Here is a 19,837-nt window from a genome sequence, read left to right on the forward strand (position 1 = left end):
CGCTCAGGCGCCTGCCGACAAGTGCTGCGTTCGTCGCAGTCACTCCTGGGGCGGCAGTCCGGCCCGTTGGCGCAGCAGGCCCCGCTCCGCCTGGTTCTGGCTGAGTCTGGCGGCTTCGGCAAAAGCATGACGTGCGTCGAGGTCGCGCCCCAGCGCCTGTAGTATCTCCGCGCGGACGACCTCCAGAGGGGCATAGTCGCGCAGGCGTGCATCCACCAGCAGCGGCTGCAGTTGTGCCCACGCAGCGAACGCGCCCTCGCTGCGCAGCACCGCCACGACCCGATTCAAAGCGACAACCGGCGAAGGCATCACCTGCAGCAACTGGGTATAGAGCGAAGCGATACGTGGCCAGTCGGTGGCTTCAGCCCGACGCGCAGCCACATGGCAGGCGGCGATGCGCGCCTGCAATACATAGGGATCATCAGCACCACCGGCGGCCAGCGCGCGGGCCAGCGCCTGCTGCCCGCGTTCAAACTGCAGCCAGTCCCAGCGCGCGCGGTTCTGCTGGTCCAGCAGCACCGGCGCGCCCTGCGCGTCGGTCCGTGCCGCAACACGCGATGCCTGCAGTTCCATCAGTGCCAGCAGGCCCAGCACCGGCGGCACCGGCAGCCGGTGCGCCAGGATGCGTGCTAGCCGCAGTGCTTCCTCGCACAGCGCCGGACGCATCCAGTCATCGCCGGCGCTGGCCGCGTAACCTTCATTGAAGACCAGGTAGATCGCCTCCAGCACCGAAGCCAGCCGCTCGGGCATCGCGTCCGCGCGCGGCACCTCATAGGGCACCTGCTTCTGCGCCAAGGTGCGCTTGGCGCGCACGATGCGCTGGGCGATGGTCGGCTCGGGCTGCAGGAACGCACGTGCGATCTCGACGGTGGTCAGGCCACCGAGCAGGCGCAGGGTCAGTGCCACCCGCGCATCGGCCGGCAGCACCGGATGGCAGGCCACGAACATCAACCGCAGCAGATCGTCACCCAGGTCATCCTCCAGCGCCTGGCTGTCATCCGGTGCCGGCAGCGCCGCTGGGTGCAGTTCCTCGCCCCACTGCGCATGCTGCTGCGCCACCCGCTGGTGTTGGCGCAGCACATCGATGGCACGGTTGCGCGCAGTGGTCATCAGCCAGGCTCCGGGGTTGTCCGGGATGCCCTGTTCCGGCCAGCGCTCCAGCGCGGCCAGCCAGGTGTCCTGGGCCAGCTCCTCGGCACGGCCGACATCGCCCCCGAGCAGCCGCGCCAGGCGCGCGATCAACACCGGCGACTCCATCCGCCAGAGGGTTTCCAGACGCTGCGTCAGTGCGGGATCGGGCATGCGCCGATCACAGCACGCAGGCCCGGCCCGCACAAGCGCCACAGCTCACGCTTCAACAATCGGCTTGAAGCCACCCCAGAACATGCGCCTGGTATCGAACGGCATGTCCTTCGGGCCCAGCGACGCCAGCCGCGGGTCGGCCATTACCCTGGCGTTGATGCGGTCGCGCGCCGCGCGCGAACGGAACACCACGAAGGCGACGATCACCGTTTCGCCGGGCTTTGCCTTGACCGCACGCGGGAACGAGGTGCTCTTGCCCGGTTCCACATCGTCAGCCACGCATTCCATGTACTGCAGCGCGCCATGGTCCTTCCACACCGCACCGGCCTTGCGGGCAAGGCGGCGGTAGGCCCCCACCTTGTCCTGTGGGCACGGCAGCACGTAAGCATCCACGTAAGCCATGAGGGTTCTCCCTTGCGGCGGCCGTCAGCCCGGCTCGCCGTCCATGTATGCGATTTCCCAGAGATGGCCATCCAGGTCCTGGAAGGCACGCTGGTACATGAAGCCCAGGTCGCGCGCCGGCTGCGGCTCGCTGGCGCCGGCCGCCAGTGCCTTGTCCACCAACTCGTCAACTGCCTTGCGACTGGGGGCCGAGAGCGCATTGATCACTTCCGTGTGAGTGTGCGCATCGGCAATCGGCTTGTTGGTGAACTGCTGGAAAAAAGGTTGGGTCAGCAGCATCACGTAGATGCTCTCGCTGATGACCATGCCAGCCGCATCGTCATTGGTGTAGGTGGGATTGAAGCTGTAGCCCAACGCGGTGAAGAACGCCTTCGACTTTTCCAGGTCCTGCACAGGCAGGTTGACGAAGATCATCTGCGGTTGCGGTGCACTCATCGGTGAAGCTCCTTGTGGATGAAAGAAAGAGAGGAATCAGGGTTGCTTCATGCAGTTGACCATCCACGGTTTGCCGTAGCGGTCGATCAGCATGCCCCAGCGGTGCGCCCAGAACGTTTCGGCAATCGGCATCTGCACCTGGCCACCCTCGGCCAGTGCAGCGAACACGCGTTCGGCTTCTTCGATGCTGTCGACGTCGACATTGATGGTGGTCGAGCCACCCTCGCCACCGCCGGGACCGTCGGCCGCCATCACGATGGCGCTGCCGATTTCCAGCTGGCTGTGCGCGACGTGGTCCAGGGTTTCCGGCGGCATCTCGTTGCAGCCGGGCGACCCATCGGAGGGCGGCATGTCGCGGTACTTCATTTCCGAGGTGACCTGGCCACCCAGTGCCTTGGCGTAGAACGCCATCGCCTCATGGGCCTGGCCGCTGAAGCCGAGGAAGGGAATCAGTTTCATGGCAATACTCCGTTGTGCGGTTCAGGGCAGTAGTGCCGGGTCGTGCCCGGCAGGGAGATGAATCGGGTCAACCTTCCAGCTGTGCACGCAGACGCTGTTCCTGCTGCTGTAAGTCGGGGGTGAAGGCTTCACCGAAGTCTTCGGCGGAGATCAAGGGACGCAGTTCGAGCGTGCCGCCACTGCCGAACGGCGCACGGCTGGCCCACTCGACGGCCTCGTCCAGCGACCGCACCTCCCACAGCCAGAAGCCGGCGATCTGTTCGCTGGCAGGACCGAACGGACCGGCCTCGACCTTGGGTGCCCCGCCGCCGAAATGAATGCGACGGCCGCGCTGGGTGGCGTGCAGACCTTCACCGGCCAGCATGATGCCGGCGGCCACGAGTTGCTCGTTGAAGGCGCCCATTTCGGACAATTCCTGTTCACTGGGCATGCGGCCGGCTTCGGAGTCGGCGTTGGCCTTCACGATCACCATCACTTTCATTGCGGTCTCCCGTGGGGACGCGTGGTGCGTGCCCTTCATTGGGTACAACGAACCAGGGGGCTGGGAATCGACACGTCTGTTGGAAATTTTTTTCTTGCGCGGAAAGCGCGCCTTCGGCGGAGGTCGGCGAACGGCGGAGCCCCTCCGTGGTGGGGTTGGGTTGGTCGCTGAAAGCTCGGGTTCATGGGTTTGGCCGGGTGGGGAGGCAGGGCAGGGGACGCTGCAAGTACGTCCATGTAAGCTCGGTCGCCGCATCCATGCGGCTCACGCCCCTGCCCTGCCTCCCCACCCGGCCTTGGACAGTTTCCTGCCTCCGGCACGCACCACGGGAAGATCAAGAAAAAAGGCAAAAGCAAAAGCAAAAACAACGGCGATTGGCTGGCGGCCTCGGCTTTGCGAGCGAAGCGATCCGCTTTTGCTCTTGTTTGTGATTTTCCGTGGTGGATCAGCTGCAGAGATCTGTCCAAGGCCGGGTGGGTAGGCGGGGCGGGGGTGTCCGCGGCATGGATGCCGCGGCCAAGCCCCCATGGACGGGTTTACGGCGTCCCCCGACCCGCCTACCCGCCCGGCCAACCGCCAGGAACCAGCTTTCAGCGACCAACCCAACCCCACCACGGAGGGGCTCCGCCGTTCGCCGATCCCCGCCGAAGGCGCCGCCTCCCGCGCTGCAACATGCCCACGCGCAATCCTGCGCGATCATGGACACCCCGCCCCCGCCAGGACCGTCCCATGCAGCAGTACCTGCTTCTGATCTATATCGAGCCTGCCCTGCTGCAGGCCCTGCCCATCGAAGAATTCAACGCGCTGATGCGCGACTGCCTGGCCCATGCCGACAAGCTGCAGGCCGAGGGCACGCTGCTGGCCGCGCAGAAGCTGCAACCGGTCGACACCGCGCAGACCCTGCGCGTGCGTGATGGCCACAGCCGTGTACTGGATGGCCCGTTCGCCGAAACCCGCGAACTGCTGGCCGGCTTCAACCTGATCGTTGCCCGCGACCGCGACGAAGCCATGCGCATCGCCCGCGACTTCCCCTGGGCGCGCTTTGGCAGCATCGAAGTGCGGCCGCTGGAAGACATGGACGCCGAGCGCGAGCGCTGCGGCGCCCCGGCTGCGGCTATGGCAGCAGCCGTACCCTGATCTCGCGCGGGCCGACGCCTTCGTTACCGCTGTAGTCGCGCACGCTGGCGCGCACGATGTACTCGCCCGGCGGCAGCGCCGCCGGCTGCCAGCGCCCGGTTTCCATCAGGCCATCACGCACGGTGTTGGTAGCCAGGTAACGGAACCGGGTCACCGCACTGCCATGCACCGTGATACCGCTGTCCGGCGCGTAGGCCACGCGCACCGCTTCCTTCTGCGGCGGCATGCGGTTGAACACGATGTTCCAGCGCGGCTGCTCGTAACCCTGCAGCGGCTGTCCGCCGGCATCGAGGATCTGGTAGCCCACCTGGTACATGCCCAGGCGACGACGCGGCAGGTTGTTGTCGACCTGGTCCCAGGCCTCGATCACGATCTGCACGCCACGCCCCTGCCGTGCGACCATCACCACGCCATCACTGCCGGCGGCCATCGGCTGGTCGTTGTCGTCCAGCAGTGCGACATCAGTGATGCGCGGTGCGAAGTGATCGGCGTAGTTGTGGAAGCCCAGCGCCACGGCATTGGTCTCGAAACCACCGGTACCCACGGCCAGGTGCACGTGCGCCTGGTTGTTGACGCTGCCCAGACGGTCGCCGACGTGGATGCGCATGCCGCGGCGCACGCGCATCCGCTCAAGCTTGCCCTGCTCGTCATACAACGCCTGCCAGCGCGCATCGTAGGGCTCATCGCGCGGGGTGCGGCCGACCCGCATGTGGATGTACTTGAGGCGGTCCACCGCCAGGCCCTCGGCCTGCTCACCCAGGTTCCAGGCGGCCACCGGGCTGCTGATCTTGCCCTCGGCAATCGCCAGTACGGTCTGGCCCACATCACCGCGCACGTCGAAACCGCCATGCAGGTGGTGGCGGCTCTCGCCGGTGAAGTTGCCGCGCACCTCACCCAACGTACCGACCACTTCATGCCAGCCGTCCTGCGGTGCCAGCGGCCAGCGGCCACCCGTCTCCGGCAACGCCGCATCGGCAGCCGGGCCGACCAGTGCCGGTGCCGGCAGTTCGCCCACCGGCAGCGGGCGCAGGCGATGCAGGCGGTAGCTGGCGGCGTCGGCCACCAGCACGCTGCCATCGGCATCCATCGCCAGCCCGCTTGGGCGGGCCAGGCGCGGCAGTCGGCCATTGCCGACCAGCGCGATCTGGTGGCCCTGCGGCGTCACCTGCACGATGCGGCCATCAAGATCGCCCACGTACAGCACGCCATCGTGGGTGGTGGCCAGCGACAGCGGCCCATTGATCACGCCACCGGCGGCGACCACGGTGCTCACCGTGCCGTCGGCGCCTACGCGGCGCACCGCGTTGTTGAACAGGTCGGCCGCCAGCAGCGCGCCCTGCGCGTCGAAGGCCAGCGCCACCGGCGTATCGAAGCGCGCAGCGGCGCCGGTGCCATCGGCCAGGCCCGGCCGATCGCCGCCGGCCAGGGTGCGCACGTTGCCATCGGTGCCGATCACCCGGATGCGGTCATTGAAGGTGTCGGCCACGTAGATCTGGCCCTGCGCATCCACTGCAATGCCCATCGGCGCATCGAAGCGTGCCTGCGCGGCAGGGCCATCGGCGTGGCCCTGTTCGCCACCGGCCAGCGTGGTCACCTGGCCATCGGTGCCGATGCGGCGGATGGCATGGTTGCCGGTGTCGGCCACATACAGGTTGCCCTGCGCGTCGGCGGCAATGCCCGAAGGCGTATTGAAACTGGCCTGCAGTGCCGGGCCATCAACGCGCCCCTCGCCCTGCCCGGCCACCGTTTCAACGCGACCATCGGGCAAGCGGCGGCGGATCCGGTTGTTGTCGCCGGCATCGGTGAAATAGACGCTGCCATCGGCACTGCGAAGCAATGCGTACGGATCGGCGAAACGTGCCTGCGCGGACGCGCCATCGCGGTCACCCGGGTGGCCATCGCCGGCCAGCGGTTCGATCTGCGCAGTCCACGCCAGCGGCGTTGGAACCGGACCCGGCGGTTCAGCCAGCGTATGCAGCGGTGTCTCCCACCAGGTTGCGGCCAATGCCACTACCGTCGCCAACGCTACGCCTGCCGCCATCCATTGCCACCGTGCCATCGTGCTGCGCTGCCTGCCTGCTGTCCGAAGAGGCACCGACAATAGTCGCTGAACGCACGATCCGCCATGGCCAATCACGCGGTCAAACGCCAGAGTTCCATCCGTCGCGCTTGTTCTCGCTGGCTGCAGCGGGTTCAATGCGGTTCCCACGGATGGAAATCCTCCATGCCCCGCATCCTCCCCGTCGCCGCCCTGCTGTTTGCCACATTGGCCAGCACATCCGCCACTGCTTCGATCACGGTGGTGCCGCAGAAGCCGTCCGTCACCGCCGATGCGATGCACCAGGCCTATGCCACGCGATGGGATGAAGCCATCCAGCAGTCGCGCAGTGGCAACACGCTGGGCGCACTGATCGCGATGGAACGGCTGATGGAAGATCCGATGCTGGATGACTTCGATGCCGAACACCGCGGCCGCGCCGCGCAGGTGGCCGGCTGGACCGCAATGGTGCAGAAGAAGCCGGATCAGGCCCGCCGCTACCTGCAGCGCGCACAGGAAGCACTGCCGGACGACGCGCAGATCCTGCTGACCCTGGTCTCGGTGGAACTGTCCGAGAACCAACCGGCACCTGCCACGAAGCACCTGGTGCAGGCGCTGAAGCATGCCGACGCGCCGTTGCCGGTGGACCACCACGCGATCAACTACCTGCAGTTCCGCCTGCGGGACCAGCCCCAGCAGCGCATGGAACTGCTGCAGGCGCTGTTCGACAACGGCTGGAAGAGCGGCGGCCTGGAACCCACCGGGCTGTGGCTGGCGCTGGCCACGCTGCAGGCCGACAACGGCCGTGGCGACAGGATTCCCGCCACGCTGGCGCGCATCACCGGCCCCGCCGAGATCATCCGCCTGCGAAGTGACAAGCGGTTTGATCGCTATGTCGACCGCGCCGATGCCCGCTTCGATCCGGTGCAGGCTGCACAGAAACACCTCGACGAACTGCGGGTCTCCGGCCTGCTCGACCGGGCGCTGGACGCACGCATGGCCGAGTTCAGCAGTACGCTGCTGATGCTGGACCGCAACGAGGAAGTGCTGGCACTGACCGATGGCATGGCCGGTGCGGCGGCCGAAGGTGAGTCGCCCTCGGCGGCGGAAGCCGAATGGGTGGCATGGCTGCTCAACAGCCGGCTTACGGCGCTGCGCCGGTTGGGCCGTACCGACGATGCGCTGGCCACAGCCAGGCTGGCCGCACGCATCGGTGCGCTGGGCCCGGATGGTGCCGAGCACCAGTTCAACGTCGGCTTCGTGCTCAGTTCGCTGGGCCGCATGCAGGACGCTGCTGCCGCAGTGAATGACATGCCAGGCCTGGCCGGTTACGGCAAGGCGGCCCAGGCACTGCTGCAGTTCGCTGCCGCCCGCGAACGCGGCGATGCCCAGGCAGTGGAAGCCGCCCGCTCGGTGATCCTTGCCCAGCGCGACGACGCACGCCTGTTCCATCGCGAGATGCTGCTGGACGAAGGCAACCTAGACGGCGCAGCCGCAGTGCTGATCGAACAGCTGCGCTCCCCCACCGACCGTGGCGAGGCGCTGGCCTCCCTGCAGGACATGCGCACCTACCCCTCGCTGCCCGGTGACGTGAAGATCGATGCGGCCTGGCGTGCGCTGAAGCAGCGCGCCGACGTGCAGGCCGAGGTGGCACGCGTCGGCCGCATTGAGCGCTACGACCTGGTCAGCGCTTCCACTTCGCGCTGAGCCGATTTTCTGTGGCGCCGAGCGTGGGCTCGGCACTACACCTTCCGCCTAGCGGGCTGGCACCTCGGTACGGATGCCCATCGCTTCGCGGTAGCGTGCGTACAGGGCCATCACCTTGTCCACATAGGCCAGGGTTTCGGCGTAGGGCGGCACGCCCTTGTAGCGGGTGACTGCACCGATGCCCGCGTTGTAGGCGGCCGCCGCCAACGGGCGATCGCCGTTGTAGCGGCGCAGCAGCGCGCGCATGTAGCGCGCGCCGCCCTCGATCGACTGCTGCGGCGAGAACGGATCGCGCACGCCATATTCCTGTGCGGTCTCCGGCATCAACTGCATCACGCCCTGTGCGCCCTTGGTCGAGACCGCCAGCGCATCGAAGTTGCTTTCGGCATGGGCAATCGCGCGCAGCCATGCGTCATCGACACCGGTGGCCTTGGCCGCGGCCTTGAACTGCTTGGCGTGCTGCGCCAACTGCGGCTTGCCGACCTTGCCCAGGCCTTCGTGGGCAGGTTCGCCCGGCGGCGTGGCCATTGTGAACTTCAGGAACACCCGCGAGCCGGGCAGGTTGCGGGTGGAGTAGACCAGCGCGCCATCCTGCTCGCGCTCGTACAGCACGCCGCTGAACACGCCCATGTTGCCCCACAGGTTCGGGGTCTGGATGGCGTTGTCGTCGATTTCCTTCGGGGTGCAGCGTGAACCGGGTTCCGGCGCGGTGGCCAGGCTGACGGTGTTGCCCTGCACGCAGCGGTAGACGGTGCGCGCGGCGGCCAGCCCGGGCCACAGGCTGGGCAGCAGCAACAGCGCAAGCAGGAGCGGGTGACGGGACATGGCGGCCGGATCATCCGGCCGCGCCCGCTAATGTTGGGTGAATGGGGGCCGGCAGGGCTGCGCCCTGCACCCGCGCGGGCACCGGCGCCGGCGGCGGTAGAGTCGACTGTCAGTCGACTGTCGCGCGCAGCGCGGGGTTTTCCGGAAGCCCACGGGAGAGCAGTCGACTAACAGTCGACTCTTCCGACGTTCCCGATTTCGGCCTTGCCGCCCCCGCATCCCCGGTCATCTCGCGGTCCTCCGACGCACCCAATACCCCACGCCCAGCAGCACGAACCACACCGGGCTGGCGATCAACGCCTGGCGGGTGTCGGCCTGCAGGCTCAGCAGCACCAGCACGGCGGCGAAGAACACCAGGCAGGCCCAGCACATGGCAACACCGCCGGGCATCTTGAAGATCGACGCAGCGTGGCGTTCCGGGTAGCGGCGGCGATAGGCCATGTAGGCCACCAGGATCAGCGACCAGACGAAGATGAACAGCACCGTGGCCAGCGTCGTCACCAGGGTGAAGGCGGTCACCAGGTTCGGAATCAGGTAGATCAGCAGCGTGCCACCGAGCAGGCACAGGCACGAGAACAGCAGGCCACGGGCCGGCACGGCGGCGCGTGACAACTTCGACAACCCGCGCGGGGCGTGGCCCTCTTCGGCCAGGCCGTACAGCATGCGGCTGGTGGAGAAGATGCCGCTGTTGGCCGAGGACGTTGCCGAGGTCAGCACCACGAAATTGATCAGGCTGGCGGCGGCAGGGATGCCGGCAAGGACGAACAGCTGCACGAACGGGCTCTTGTCCGGCACCACCTGGCGCCACGGGGTGACGGCCATGATCGCGATCAGCGCCAGCACGTAGAAGATGATGATGCGTACCGGGATCGAGTTGATCGCCTTGGGCAGGTTGCGCTCGGGGTCGGCGGTTTCGGCGGCGGTGGTGCCGACCAGCTCGATGCCGACAAAGGCGAACACCGCAATCTGGAAGCCGGCGAAGAAACCGACCAGGCCCATCGGGAACATGCCGCCGTCGTTCCACAGGTTCGACAGCGACGCCGTGTGGCCGCTGGGCGAGGTGAAGCCCCACGCCACCAGGCCGGCGCCGGTGATGATCAGCGCGCAGATCGCCACGATCTTGATCAGCGCGAACCAGAATTCCATTTCGCCGAACAGCTTCACCGTCACCAGGTTCAGCGACAGCAGCAGCATCACGCACGCCAGCGCCGGCTTCCAGGCGTCAAGCCCGGGGAACCAGAACTGCGCGTAGGCGGCAATGGCGATCACATCGGCAATGGCGGTGACGATCCAGCAGAACCAGTACGTCCATCCACAGAAGAAGCCGGCCCAGGGGCCGAGCAGATCGGTGGAGAAATCGATGAAGGATTTGTACTGCAGGTTGGACAGCAGCAGCTCGCCCATCGCGCGCATCACGAAGAACAGCATCGCGCCGATGATCAGGTAAACGAAGACGATGGACGGGCCAGCCAGGCTGATGGTCTTGCCTGAGCCCATGAACAGGCCGGTGCCGATGGCACCACCGATGGCGATCAGTTGCAGGTGGCGGTTGGACAGGCTGCGGCGCAGGTGCTCGGGGGGCGTTGCGGGCTCGGTCATGGGCGCGGGCAAAAGGGCGGGCGAAGCGTTCGACGGTAGTCCTCCACAGGCCGGAGCGCCAGCGCCGGATGGGCCAATCCCGTCAAACTTCGCCGCTTTCATCACAATGTGACCGAATACCGGATTCATCCCATTCCGCCCGGCCCGGCGCCATGCTCAGATAGCCGCACCTGCCCAAGGATCGGCCCGACCATGCGCCCTGCCCTGCCCGCCCCACTGGAGCCCCGGCCATGAGCCGGCTGCGCGTGATCATCGGCGGCACCGCACTGGCGCTGCTGGCCGCAGCCGTGCCGATCGCGGTGATGGCCTATGCCACCTGGGACCGTGCGGTCAGTGTCGAGCAGCAGCGCCTGCGCGACATCGCCGGCCGCACCCTGCGCCGCGCCGACCAGTCCTACCTGGAAGCGCTGGCCGCGTTGAAGTCCGCCGAAGCCGGCGCCTACGATCCGTGCGGGCCGGACCACATCCGGCGCATGCAGACGCTGGTGATGACCTCGCCGTCGGTCGACCAGATGGGCTACTTCGAGGGTGGCAAGCTGCGCTGCACGTCGTGGGGCCCGTTCCTGTCCGACGTCAACCAGCCCAGGTCCGACCACGTCACCAGTGATGGCGCCGGCATCGCCGTGGATGTGCGCCCCGAGGCAAGCGGACGGCGCCAGGTCCTGTCGATCCTGTATGGCAACTACGACGTGCTGGTCGATCCGCGCCGCTTCGTCGATGTCATCGCCGACCCGAACGTGCGCCTTGCCCTGGCCAGCCCGGACGGCCGCCTCCTGGCCAGGCAGGACGGCATGGATCCGGCATTGCTGGAAACCCTGCTGCGCGCGCCCGGTGAGGGCCTGGACCACAACACCCTGTACGCCACCGCGCGCAACGAAGAGTGGCTGGCGATCGCAACCACGCCGCGTACCGCGCTTGCCGCGACCTTCCGCCAGCAGGCCTGGCTGTTCGTGCCGATCGGCGTTCTGCTGGCCGCCATCGGTGCCGGCCTGGTGATCTGGCTGTCGCGTCGCCGCCTGTCCCTGCGCGGCGAGCTGGCCACGGCGATCCGCCGCCGCGAGCTGTACCTGCACTATCAACCCATCATCGAACTGGATACCGGCATCTGCGTCGGCGCCGAGGCGCTGGTGCGCTGGCAGCGCCCGGATGGCACCCAGGTGCGGCCGGACCTGTTCATTCCGCTGGCCGAAGAGGCCGGCATGATCGCCGCAGTCACCGATCTGGTGATCGAGAACGTGGTGCGCGACATGCGCGAACTGCTGGTGGCCGACCGCAGCGCGCACATTGCGATCAACCTGGCCGCCGAAGACATCAGCAGCGGCCGTGCGCTGAAGATGATCTCCAAGCACATGGCCGGCAGCGGCATCCTGCCGCAGCAGATCTGGATGGAAGCCACCGAACACGGTTTCCTCGATCTGGACCGCGCCCGCACGATGCTGGCACAGGCACGTCGGGCCGGGCACAGCGTGGCCATTGATGATTTCGGCGTCGGCTTCTCCAGCCTGCAGTACCTGGAGCAGCTGCCACTGGATGCGCTGAAGATCGACAAGTCGTTCATCGATGCGATCGGCACCGAGAGCGCGACCAGCCCGGTGACGCCGCACATCATCGACATGGCCAAGGAGCTGGGCCTGTGGGTGGTGGCCGAGGGCGTGGAGACCGAGGCACAGCTGGCGTACCTGCATACCCGGAAGGTCGAGTTCGCGCAGGGCTGGCTGTTCTCGCGGCCGCTGCCACGGGATGAGTTCGTGGCATTCCACCACAAGCGGCAGCAGCGCTATGGCGCGGCGCGGGAGCACATGCAGAATCCGCGCAGCGTGCCGATCGAGCGTGAGGGAGTGGAGTAGGACGGCGAACGGCGGAGCCCCTCGTGGCGGGTCGCGTACTGCTATCCCAGGGCTGGCCGGGACGGTCGGGTTCGCGGGGGACGCCGTAAACCCGTCCATGGGGGCTTGGCCGCGGCATCCATGCCGCGGACACCCCCGCGAATCCGACCGCCCCGGCCTCTGACAGGTTCCTGCAGCGTCCCACCACGGAATCAACGGGAAAAGGCAAAAGCAAACGCGGGTCGCTGCGCTCGCTGGATCCACGCCATGCGTGGATGGCGTGGACCACGGTAGTGCCGGCCGCTGGCCGGCACCTCCGTAACGTTTGACCTGGGCCTAGGCCCAGGCCTTCGGCCGCGCCAGCAGCCATGCAGCGCTCGCCGCCAGCAGCAGCAACGGCAGCCATCCCAACTGGTTCGGGCCGCCCGCCTGCAGCAGCACACCCCCTGCAACGCCTCCGGCGGCGATGGCGAGGTTCCAGCCGGTCACCAGCATCGACTGCGCCAGATCCGCGGCGGCACCCGCACGCCGTGCCAATGCGGTCTGGAACAACGTAGGCACCGCACCGAAGGCCACGCCCCACAGGATCGTCGCCAGCAGCAGCGCGGTCGCGTCGCCCGGCCACAGCAGCAGCGCCAGCACCGGCACGATGAAGCCGATCACCGCCGCCCACACCAGCGTGCGCAGATGACGGTCCACGCCCCAGCCGGCAATGCCGATGCCGGCGATGGCGGCCACGCCAAAGGCCAGCAGCAGGCGGTCCAGCCACGGGCCGGCGCCGGCCTCCACCGCCAGCGGTTCGATGTAGGTGTAGAGCACGTTGTGCGCCAGCACGTACAGCACCATCACCAGCAGTGCACTGCGCACGCCCGGCATGCGCCACACCGTGCCCAGCGGTATGCGCCGGCCGGCACCGGCGGCGGGCAAGGCCGGCAGTGCCCAACGCGCATACGCCAGCAGCCCCACGCCCAGCACGCTCATCAGCGCGAATGCCCAACGCCAGCCGATCTGCTGGCCCAGCAACGTACCGGCCGGTACACCCAGTGACAGCGCCAACGGCGATCCGACCATCGCCACCGCGATTGCCCGGCCCTGCAACGACGGCACCACCATGCGCGCGGTGTAACCGGCCACCAGCGACCACAGCAGGCCACCACTCACGCCGGCCAGGAAACGCGCGGCCAGGATCAGCGGATAGCTGCTGCTCAGTGCGGTCAGCGTGTTGACCAGCACGAAGCCGGCAATCGCAGCGAGCAGCAAGGGGCGTCGCGGCAGGCGCTGGGTCAGTGCGGTCATCGGCAATGCGGCCATCACCGAGCCCAGTGCGTACACGCTGACCAGCTGGCCGACCGCCGCATCACTCACACCAAGGCTGTCGCCCATCGGCCGCAGGACACCGGCCGGCAGGGTCTCGGTCAGCAGAGTGATGAAGCCGCCACCGGCCAACGCCAGCAGGCCGGCCCATGGCAGGCGCGTGGCTTCACCGGCGGGGCTGGCTGCATCGATGGCATGGCCGCTCATCGCACGGTCCCCACATCGGCATACACCGCATCGCGCAGTTGATCGACGAAGGCACCGTCCATGCCTTCGTACAGGGTGTTGGTCAGCGCCACCACGCTCAGCCCGCGCACAGGATCGACAAACCAGCTGTGCCCGTAGGCACCGCCCCAACGCCATGTACCTGCGTTCTGCGGCGTGCCGCTTGCGGCCGCATCGCGCAGCACCGCAAAGCCCAGGCCGAAGCCCCAGCCGGCCGGTTCCGGCGGTCCCTGCTCGCCGACCTGCGGGCTGGCCATCTCCGCTGCCAGTGCGGGCGGCAGCAGGCCTGAACGCTGCACATCACGCAAGGCTTCCAGCACCGCCATCACGTCATCGGCGGTACCGACCAGGCCGGCCCCGGCCGAGGGGAAACGGCTGGCATCGGTGGCGCGCGCGAGGCTGTATTCGATGCCGACCGTACCCTCGAACGGAGCGACCACCTCGCCTTCCTGCAGGCGATGCGGCTGCGGCGCGTCGCTTACATAGGGCGTGGCCAAGCGTGCCGCGATGCGCGCAGCAAAGGCGGTGTCGCGCAGGCCCAGCGGTGCGGCCAGCAAGCGCTCGTACAGTGCCTGCAGCGTTTCACCCGTCGCTGCTTCGGCAACGGCACCGGCAACGTCCACGCCCAGCGAGTAGAGCCATTGGCTGCCCGGCGCGAACAGCAGTGGCGCCTGCGCGATGCGGCGCACGTTGTCGGCCAGGGAGAGCGGGTTCGCGTCCAGGCCATCGCTGACCCCAGCGCGCGCATACGGGCCGTCGGCATCGGCTTCGAGGAAGCGATAGCCCAACCCGCTACTGTGGCTGAGCAGCTGGCGCAGGCTGATCGGCGGCGTGCTGCCGTCGGCCAGTGCCGGGCGGAAGTCCGGCAGCCAGCGCTGCACCGGCATATCGAGGTCGAGCACGCCCTCTGCTACCAGGCGCAGGATCACCGTGGTCAGCAGCGGCTTGCTCACCGATGCCAGCCGGAACAACTGGTCGCGCTGCATCGGCGTGGCCGACTCGCGATCGGCCAGCCCGGTCGCGCTGGCGTGGCGCAGCACACCGTGCTCGCGCACCAGCACCACCGCACCGACCAGGCGCTGCGGGTGCACCTGCTGCAGCAGCCGCTGCACCGATGGCAGCGTCGGCGCGGGTTCAAGGGAAGGAGCGGCATTCATCGCGGGAATCCGTGGGGAGAGGCCCGCCACGTTAGGCAGCACGGCGCAGCGCAAAAAGCCGGTTGCCGCTCCGGGCATCATGGACCATGCAGTCCGCAATCGGCATGATGGCCGGAACTGCAAGGCCGCAACGGTCCCCACGCCACCCCGCACCACAGTGTTGCGATGGCGGAGCCGTCCACTACGGCCGCGCCGACCTACCCTGCCGCTTTCATCGCCCACACGCCCATGTCAGTCCTGGACAACCTCGCCAATCTGCAGACCTTCGTGCACGCGGCCGATACCCGCAGCTTCGTCGAGACCGGGCGCCTGCAGGGCATCTCGGCCTCGGCCGCTGGCAAATGCGTTGCCCGCCTGGAGCATGCGCTGGGCGTGCGCCTGTTCCACCGCAGCACGCGCAGCATCACCCTCACCGCCGAAGGCCAGCTGTTCCTGGCGCGTTGCCGGCGCATCCTCGACGAGCGCGATGCCGCACGCACCGAGCTGGCACAACCGCACGCCACGCCTCGCGGCACGCTGCGCATCGGCCTGCCGTTGGTGGGCGACCTGACCCTGCCGCTGATGGCCGAGTTCATGGCGGCCTACCCCGATATCCGCCTCGACCTCGATTTCAGTGATCGGCTGGTCGACGTCATCGAGGAAGGTTTCGATGCCGTACTGCGCGTCGGCGAGCCCAGCGACTCACGCATGAACGCACGACGCCTGGGTGTGTTTCCACGCCGCATCGTCGCCTCACCCGCCTACCTGCAGCGGCGCGGCACGCCGCGCACACCGGCCGATCTGATGCAGCACACGCTACTGCACTATCGCTTCCCCAGTACCGGCAAGCTGGAACTGTGGCCGATCCACTGGCCCGACCATGAAACACCGCAGGAGCTGCCGGTGCACATGGTGGCCAACACCATCGAAGCGCGGGTAGCGCTGGCACTGCGCGATATCGGCCTGGCGTTCGTGCCCGTGCACTCGGTGCGCGATGCACTGGCCGACGGCCGGCTGGTCACCGTTCTGGACGAGCATGTGCATTCCTGCGGCATCTTCCACCTGCTGTGGCCCTCCGGCCGCCACGTGCTTCCGAAGCTGCGGGTGTTCATCGACTTCGTCAGCGCGCGCCTGGAAACCGTGCCGTAGGAGATCGATCCACCCCATGCCCGGCCCACATTAGATCCACGCCATGCGTGGATGCCTTTGTAGAGTCGCGCCATCAAACCATTCAGCCAGCCCCGCTATACTGGCCGCTCATTCCTCCCAGAGGCTCGCGACCAATGCGCCATTGATGCCGCCGTCTTCCCACCAGACGGCCTGACTCTTCCCGCCCCTGCGCGCAGGGGAGAACCCGGCATCCATGGAGGTCGCATGACCCCGCATTCCCTCACGCTCGATCGCGTGTCGTATCGATTGGCCGACGGCCGCCCGCTGTTTTCCGATCTGGCGTTTTCCTTCGAACCGGTCGCCACCGGCCTGGTCGGTGCCAATGGCGCCGGCAAGAGCGTGCTCGCACGCCTGCTGGCCGGACGGTTGCTGCCCGACACTGGCCAGGTGCGCGGCAGTGGCCGCGTGTTCCTGTTGCCGACGCCCGGCTATCCACCCGCCGGCACGGTCGGTGAACTGGCCGGCGTCGGCGCGGAACTGGCTGCACTGCAACGCATCGAAGCCGGCAGCGTGGACGAGGCCGACTTCGCCTGCGTCGGCGACCGCTGGGATCTGCGCGAACGCCTGCAGCAGCAATGGCGGGCGCTTCGGCTTCCCGACGACCTCGATCCCGCCCAGCCGGCCGCGCGCCTCAGTGGTGGCCAGGCCATGCAGGTCGCGCTGTCCGGTGCCTGGGCCAGCGGTGCCGATTGGCTGATCCTGGACGAACCCAGCAACCACCTCGATGCACGCCATCGCCAACAACTGTACGAACGGTTGCAGCAGTGGCGCGGTGGCCTGCTGGTGATCAGTCATGATCGCGAACTGCTGGCGCACATGCAGCAGATCGTCGAGCTCGACGCGCGCGGGCTGCATCGCTATGGCGGGCCGTGGCAGCACTACGCCGATGCGCGCGCCGCCGAGCGCGAAGCTGCCGCCGCCCAGCTCGACCATGCGCGCGCCCAGCACCGCCAGCAGCAACGCAGCGCGCGCGAACAGCACGAACGGCAACAACAACGCCAGGCGCGTGGTAACCGCGATGCGAAGCAGGCCAACCAGGCCCCGATCCTGCTCGGCCGGCAGAAGCAGCGCGCCGAGGCCAGCCACGGCCGCGCACAACAGGTGCAGGCCGAACGCCTGCAGGCCAGCGCAGAGCATCTGCGCGCAGCGGCATCGGCGGTGCACGCGGCGCCGGAACTGGCACTGTTCGCCGGTGCGGGTGACCGTGGCAGCACGCGCCTGCTGCAGGCCGAGGCGCTGGTGCTGCCACATGGCTGCAGTGCACCGTTGCAGCTGGAGATCCGTCGCGGCCAGCGCATCGCCGTGGTCGGTGACAACGGCAGCGGCAAATCGACCCTGCTGCGTGTGTTGGCCGGCCAGCTGCCTGCACGCAGCGGCACCGTGCAACGGCATGCGCCACTGGCCCTGCTCGACCAGCAGCTGCTGGGGTTGTCCGGCGAGCGCAGCATCCTCGACACCGTGCAGGCCGCCAACCCGGGCGCGGACCCAGGCGAGCTGCGCACGCGGCTGGCCCTGCTAGGGCTGGATGCACAGCGCATCCAGCGGGCAGCCCGCAGCCTCAGCGATGGCGAACGCGTGAAAGGTGCGCTGGCCAGCGTGCTGTACGCCGATCCCGCGCCCCAGCTGTTGCTGTTGGACGAACCCGGCAATGCGCTGGACCTGAGCGCATTGCAGGCGTTGGAGGAACTGCTTGCGGCGTGGCCGGGCGCGCTGCTGATGGTGAGCCACGACCGGCACCTGCTGCAGGCATTGCGACCAACCCACGTACTGCAGGTGAGCACCGGGGGTTGGCAGTGGCGTGACGCCTTGTAGATCCACGCCCTGTGTGGATCGACTCGGGGCGGGCAGTGCCGGCCGCTGGCCGGCACACCCCGAACCCTCAGCGCCCGCTCAGCGCTTCCACACCGGGAACGCCTGCGGCAACTGCTGCCACAGCAATGGCCCCGCACGCAGCTCCTGGTCGTTGAGCAGGCACGCATCCAGCTCCGCACGCACCGCGCGCTCATCCATGTGCACGCCAATCACCACCAGTTCCTGGCGACGGTCGCCCCACAAGGGATGCCACAGCCGTTGCATCGCCGCGTGCGCGGCCGAATCCGGGAATTCTTCCGGCCCCGGCAGCGGCGCGCTCCAGCAGTCGGCCTGCTGCCGCGCCCATCCCAGGTCGCTGTAAGGCAGCGGCGTGGGCGGCAACAACGGCGCGGTATCTTCCAGCCCGGCCCGCACGCGGTCACGTGCGGCGTACCAGAAGCCCGCCGCCTGCGTGCGCGTCGCAGCGCCCACGGTGTTCAGCTCACCCACCCAGTCCATGCGGTTGGCCAGCCAGAACCAGCCTTTGCTGCGGATCACGCCGGGCATGCCGGACTGCAGCGCGCGGGCGAAGCGCGCCGGGTGGAACGGACGTCGCGAGCGGTAGACGAAGCTGCCGATGCCGTACTCCTCGGTTTCCGGTGTGTGCTCGCCCCGCAGTTCCTTCACCCAGCCCGGCGCACGTTGCGCACGCTCCATGTCGAAGCGACCGGTATCCAGCAGCTCGGCCAGCGGCACATCGCCGAAGCTGGACAGCAGCAGCTTGGCGTCGCGGTTCAGCCCGCGCAGCACGGCCAGCGTGTCCTGCAGCACTTCGTCATCCACCTGGTCCACCTTGCTGACCACGATCACGTCGGCGAATTCGACCTGCTCGCACAGCAGGTCAACCACACCCCGGTCGTCATCCGGGCCGGCCTGCTGGCCGCGCTCGGCCAGGCGCAGGGTCGAACCGAAGTCGGCAAGGAACGCGCTGCCGTCGACCACCGTCACCATCGTGTCCAGCCGCGCGATGTCACTCAGGCTGAAGCCATGCTCGTCGCGCACCGCGAAGGTGGCCGCCACCGGCATCGGTTCACCGATGCCCGTCGATTCGATCAGCAGATAGTCATAGCGACCTGCATCGGCCAGACGCCGCACTTCCTGCAACAGGTCGTCGCGCAGCGTGCAGCAGATGCAGCCGTTGCTGAATTCCACCAGCGTTTCTTCGGTGCGGCGCAGCTCGGCGCCACCTTCGCGCACCAGCTGCGCATCGATGTTGACCTCGCTCATGTCATTGACGATGACCGCCACGCGCAGGCCTTCGCGGTTGCGCAGGATCTGGTTGAGCAGGGTGGTCTTGCCGGCCCCCAGGAAGCCGGACAGTACGGTGACCGGAAGGCGACGGTCGGCGCGGGAAACAGTGTTCATGTCGGAGCGGGTTGGCTGCGGAATGAAAATGTTACCTTATAACAATTGTTGCGCAAGGAACCTCCCCCGATGAAGTCGCCGTCTGCCGCCCTGCTTGATGCCGGCGCGGTCGCCCTGTCCAGCCTGTGCCTGCTGCACTGCCTGGCGCTGCCCCTGCTGGCCGCCGCGCTCCCCCTGTTCGGCACCTGGGCCGAAGCGGAATGGGTGCACTTGCTGTTCGTGGCCATCGCCCTGCCGCTGACCGGCTACGCGCTGTGGCGGGCCGAGCGACGTCACCCGCTGCCGGTGCTGGCCTGGGCCACCGCCGGCGCCGGTCTGGGCCTGTTGCTGGCCGGCGCGCTGGCGCTGCCCTCACATGACTGGGAAACGCCGATGACGGTCACCGGCAGCCTGCTGCTGGCCGCAACGCATATCTGGAACGCGCGGCACCGGCACGGGGGTAGAGTCGACTGTTAGTTGTGATCTCTCTGTACGTTGTTCATCCGGGACATCTTTGGAAAATGGTGGTTACCACACCTCTCCAGACCCCAAAGAGCCCGGATGAACCACTATAAAAATGCCCGTT

Annotated in this window: 17 protein-coding genes; 6 read left to right on the forward strand and 11 right to left on the reverse strand. The window is 67.9% G+C overall.

Going from position 1 to position 19,837, the window contains the following annotated elements; genetic code table 11:
• Nucleotides 1–39 precede the first annotated feature (39 nt).
• The 5 genes from H4O10_RS09120 to H4O10_RS09140 all read right to left on the reverse strand — a co-directional run bounded on the left by H4O10_RS09120 (nt 40) and on the right by H4O10_RS09140 (nt 3,079).
• Nucleotides 40–1,302: a sigma-70 family RNA polymerase sigma factor gene (locus H4O10_RS09120; RefSeq protein WP_182681003.1), complete on the reverse strand. Its 1,263-nt coding sequence runs from the start codon at nt 1,300–1,302 to the stop codon at nt 40–42.
• A 45-nt stretch (nt 1,303–1,347) separates the two neighbouring features.
• Entirely contained in the window at nt 1,348–1,704 is a 357-nt protein-coding gene (locus tag H4O10_RS09125; RefSeq protein ID WP_049452545.1) for a DUF1428 domain-containing protein, read from the reverse strand.
• A gap of 24 nt (nt 1,705–1,728) precedes the next feature.
• Entirely contained in the window at nt 1,729–2,139 is a 411-nt protein-coding gene (locus tag H4O10_RS09130) for a VOC family protein (RefSeq protein WP_049430110.1), read from the reverse strand.
• A gap of 36 nt (nt 2,140–2,175) precedes the next feature.
• Nucleotides 2,176–2,598 (reverse strand): VOC family protein, encoded by a 423-nt coding sequence (locus tag H4O10_RS09135; RefSeq protein WP_005407887.1) that lies wholly within the window; start codon nt 2,596–2,598, stop codon nt 2,176–2,178.
• Nucleotides 2,599–2,665: 67 nt separating this feature from the next.
• Nucleotides 2,666–3,079: a YciI family protein gene (locus H4O10_RS09140; RefSeq protein ID WP_033833692.1), complete on the reverse strand. Its 414-nt coding sequence runs from the start codon at nt 3,077–3,079 to the stop codon at nt 2,666–2,668.
• Between the two features lie 729 nt (nt 3,080–3,808).
• Here H4O10_RS09140 and H4O10_RS09145 point away from each other — a divergent pair.
• Nucleotides 3,809–4,216: a YciI family protein gene (locus H4O10_RS09145; protein WP_010484148.1), complete on the forward strand. Its 408-nt coding sequence runs from the start codon at nt 3,809–3,811 to the stop codon at nt 4,214–4,216.
• On the opposite strand, the gene H4O10_RS09150 is transcribed toward H4O10_RS09145, so the two are convergent.
• Nucleotides 4,194–6,275 (reverse strand): gluconolaconase, encoded by a 2,082-nt coding sequence (locus H4O10_RS09150; protein ID WP_049452200.1) that lies wholly within the window; start codon nt 6,273–6,275, stop codon nt 4,194–4,196. The two genes, H4O10_RS09145 and H4O10_RS09150, sit on opposite strands and share 23 nt — an antisense overlap.
• Nucleotides 6,276–6,440: 165 nt before the next feature.
• Between H4O10_RS09150 and H4O10_RS09155 the strand changes: the two genes are divergently transcribed.
• Nucleotides 6,441–7,961, forward strand: coding sequence for a hypothetical protein (locus H4O10_RS09155; RefSeq protein WP_049452201.1), 1,521 nt, complete (start codon nt 6,441–6,443; stop codon nt 7,959–7,961).
• A 48-nt stretch (nt 7,962–8,009) separates the two neighbouring features.
• Here H4O10_RS09155 and H4O10_RS09160 read toward each other — a convergent pair whose 3' ends face one another.
• Entirely contained in the window at nt 8,010–8,786 is a 777-nt protein-coding gene (locus tag H4O10_RS09160) for a lytic transglycosylase domain-containing protein (RefSeq protein ID WP_049452202.1), read from the reverse strand.
• Nucleotides 8,787–9,011: 225 nt separating this feature from the next.
• Nucleotides 9,012–10,385: a D-serine/D-alanine/glycine transporter gene (cycA, locus tag H4O10_RS09165; protein WP_049433473.1), complete on the reverse strand. Its 1,374-nt coding sequence runs from the start codon at nt 10,383–10,385 to the stop codon at nt 9,012–9,014.
• Between the two features lie 230 nt (nt 10,386–10,615).
• Between cycA and H4O10_RS09170 the strand changes: the two genes are divergently transcribed.
• Nucleotides 10,616–12,232 (forward strand): EAL domain-containing protein, encoded by a 1,617-nt coding sequence (locus H4O10_RS09170; RefSeq protein ID WP_049452203.1) that lies wholly within the window; start codon nt 10,616–10,618, stop codon nt 12,230–12,232.
• Nucleotides 12,233–12,547: 315 nt separating this feature from the next.
• On the opposite strand, the gene H4O10_RS09175 is transcribed toward H4O10_RS09170, so the two are convergent.
• The gene (locus H4O10_RS09175; protein WP_049453397.1) at nt 12,548–13,732 is read right to left on the reverse strand and encodes an MFS transporter; all 1,185 of its coding nucleotides are present in this window, start codon (nt 13,730–13,732) and stop codon (nt 12,548–12,550) included.
• Complete coding sequence (locus H4O10_RS09180; protein WP_049453400.1) at nt 13,729–14,907, reverse strand: serine hydrolase domain-containing protein; 1,179 nt, start codon at nt 14,905–14,907, stop codon at nt 13,729–13,731. Before H4O10_RS09180 ends, H4O10_RS09175 begins: the two co-directional genes overlap by 4 nt.
• A 228-nt stretch (nt 14,908–15,135) precedes the next feature.
• On the opposite strand from H4O10_RS09180, the gene H4O10_RS09185 reads away from it, so the two are divergent.
• Both H4O10_RS09185 and H4O10_RS09190 read left to right on the forward strand, forming a co-directional pair.
• Nucleotides 15,136–16,035, forward strand: coding sequence for a LysR family transcriptional regulator (locus H4O10_RS09185; RefSeq protein WP_005407877.1), 900 nt, complete (start codon nt 15,136–15,138; stop codon nt 16,033–16,035).
• Nucleotides 16,036–16,260: 225 nt separating this feature from the next.
• Nucleotides 16,261–17,868, forward strand: a complete 1,608-nt coding sequence (locus tag H4O10_RS09190; RefSeq protein ID WP_049453401.1) for an ATP-binding cassette domain-containing protein — start codon at nt 16,261–16,263, stop codon at nt 17,866–17,868.
• 78 nt (nt 17,869–17,946) lie between these two features.
• Here the strand turns inward: H4O10_RS09190 and H4O10_RS09195 are convergent, their stop codons facing one another.
• Nucleotides 17,947–19,272, reverse strand: coding sequence for a GTP-binding protein (locus H4O10_RS09195; RefSeq protein WP_088470122.1), 1,326 nt, complete (start codon nt 19,270–19,272; stop codon nt 17,947–17,949).
• Nucleotides 19,273–19,341: 69 nt separating this feature from the next.
• On the opposite strand from H4O10_RS09195, the gene H4O10_RS09200 reads away from it, so the two are divergent.
• Nucleotides 19,342–19,728 (forward strand): MerC domain-containing protein, encoded by a 387-nt coding sequence (locus H4O10_RS09200; RefSeq protein WP_049453406.1) that lies wholly within the window; start codon nt 19,342–19,344, stop codon nt 19,726–19,728.
• The last annotated feature ends 109 nt before the right edge of the window (nt 19,729–19,837 follow it).

Source organism: Stenotrophomonas sp. I18B00994, from assembly GCF_014145825.1.
Classification (GTDB): domain Bacteria; phylum Pseudomonadota; class Gammaproteobacteria; order Xanthomonadales; family Xanthomonadaceae; genus Stenotrophomonas; species Stenotrophomonas maltophilia.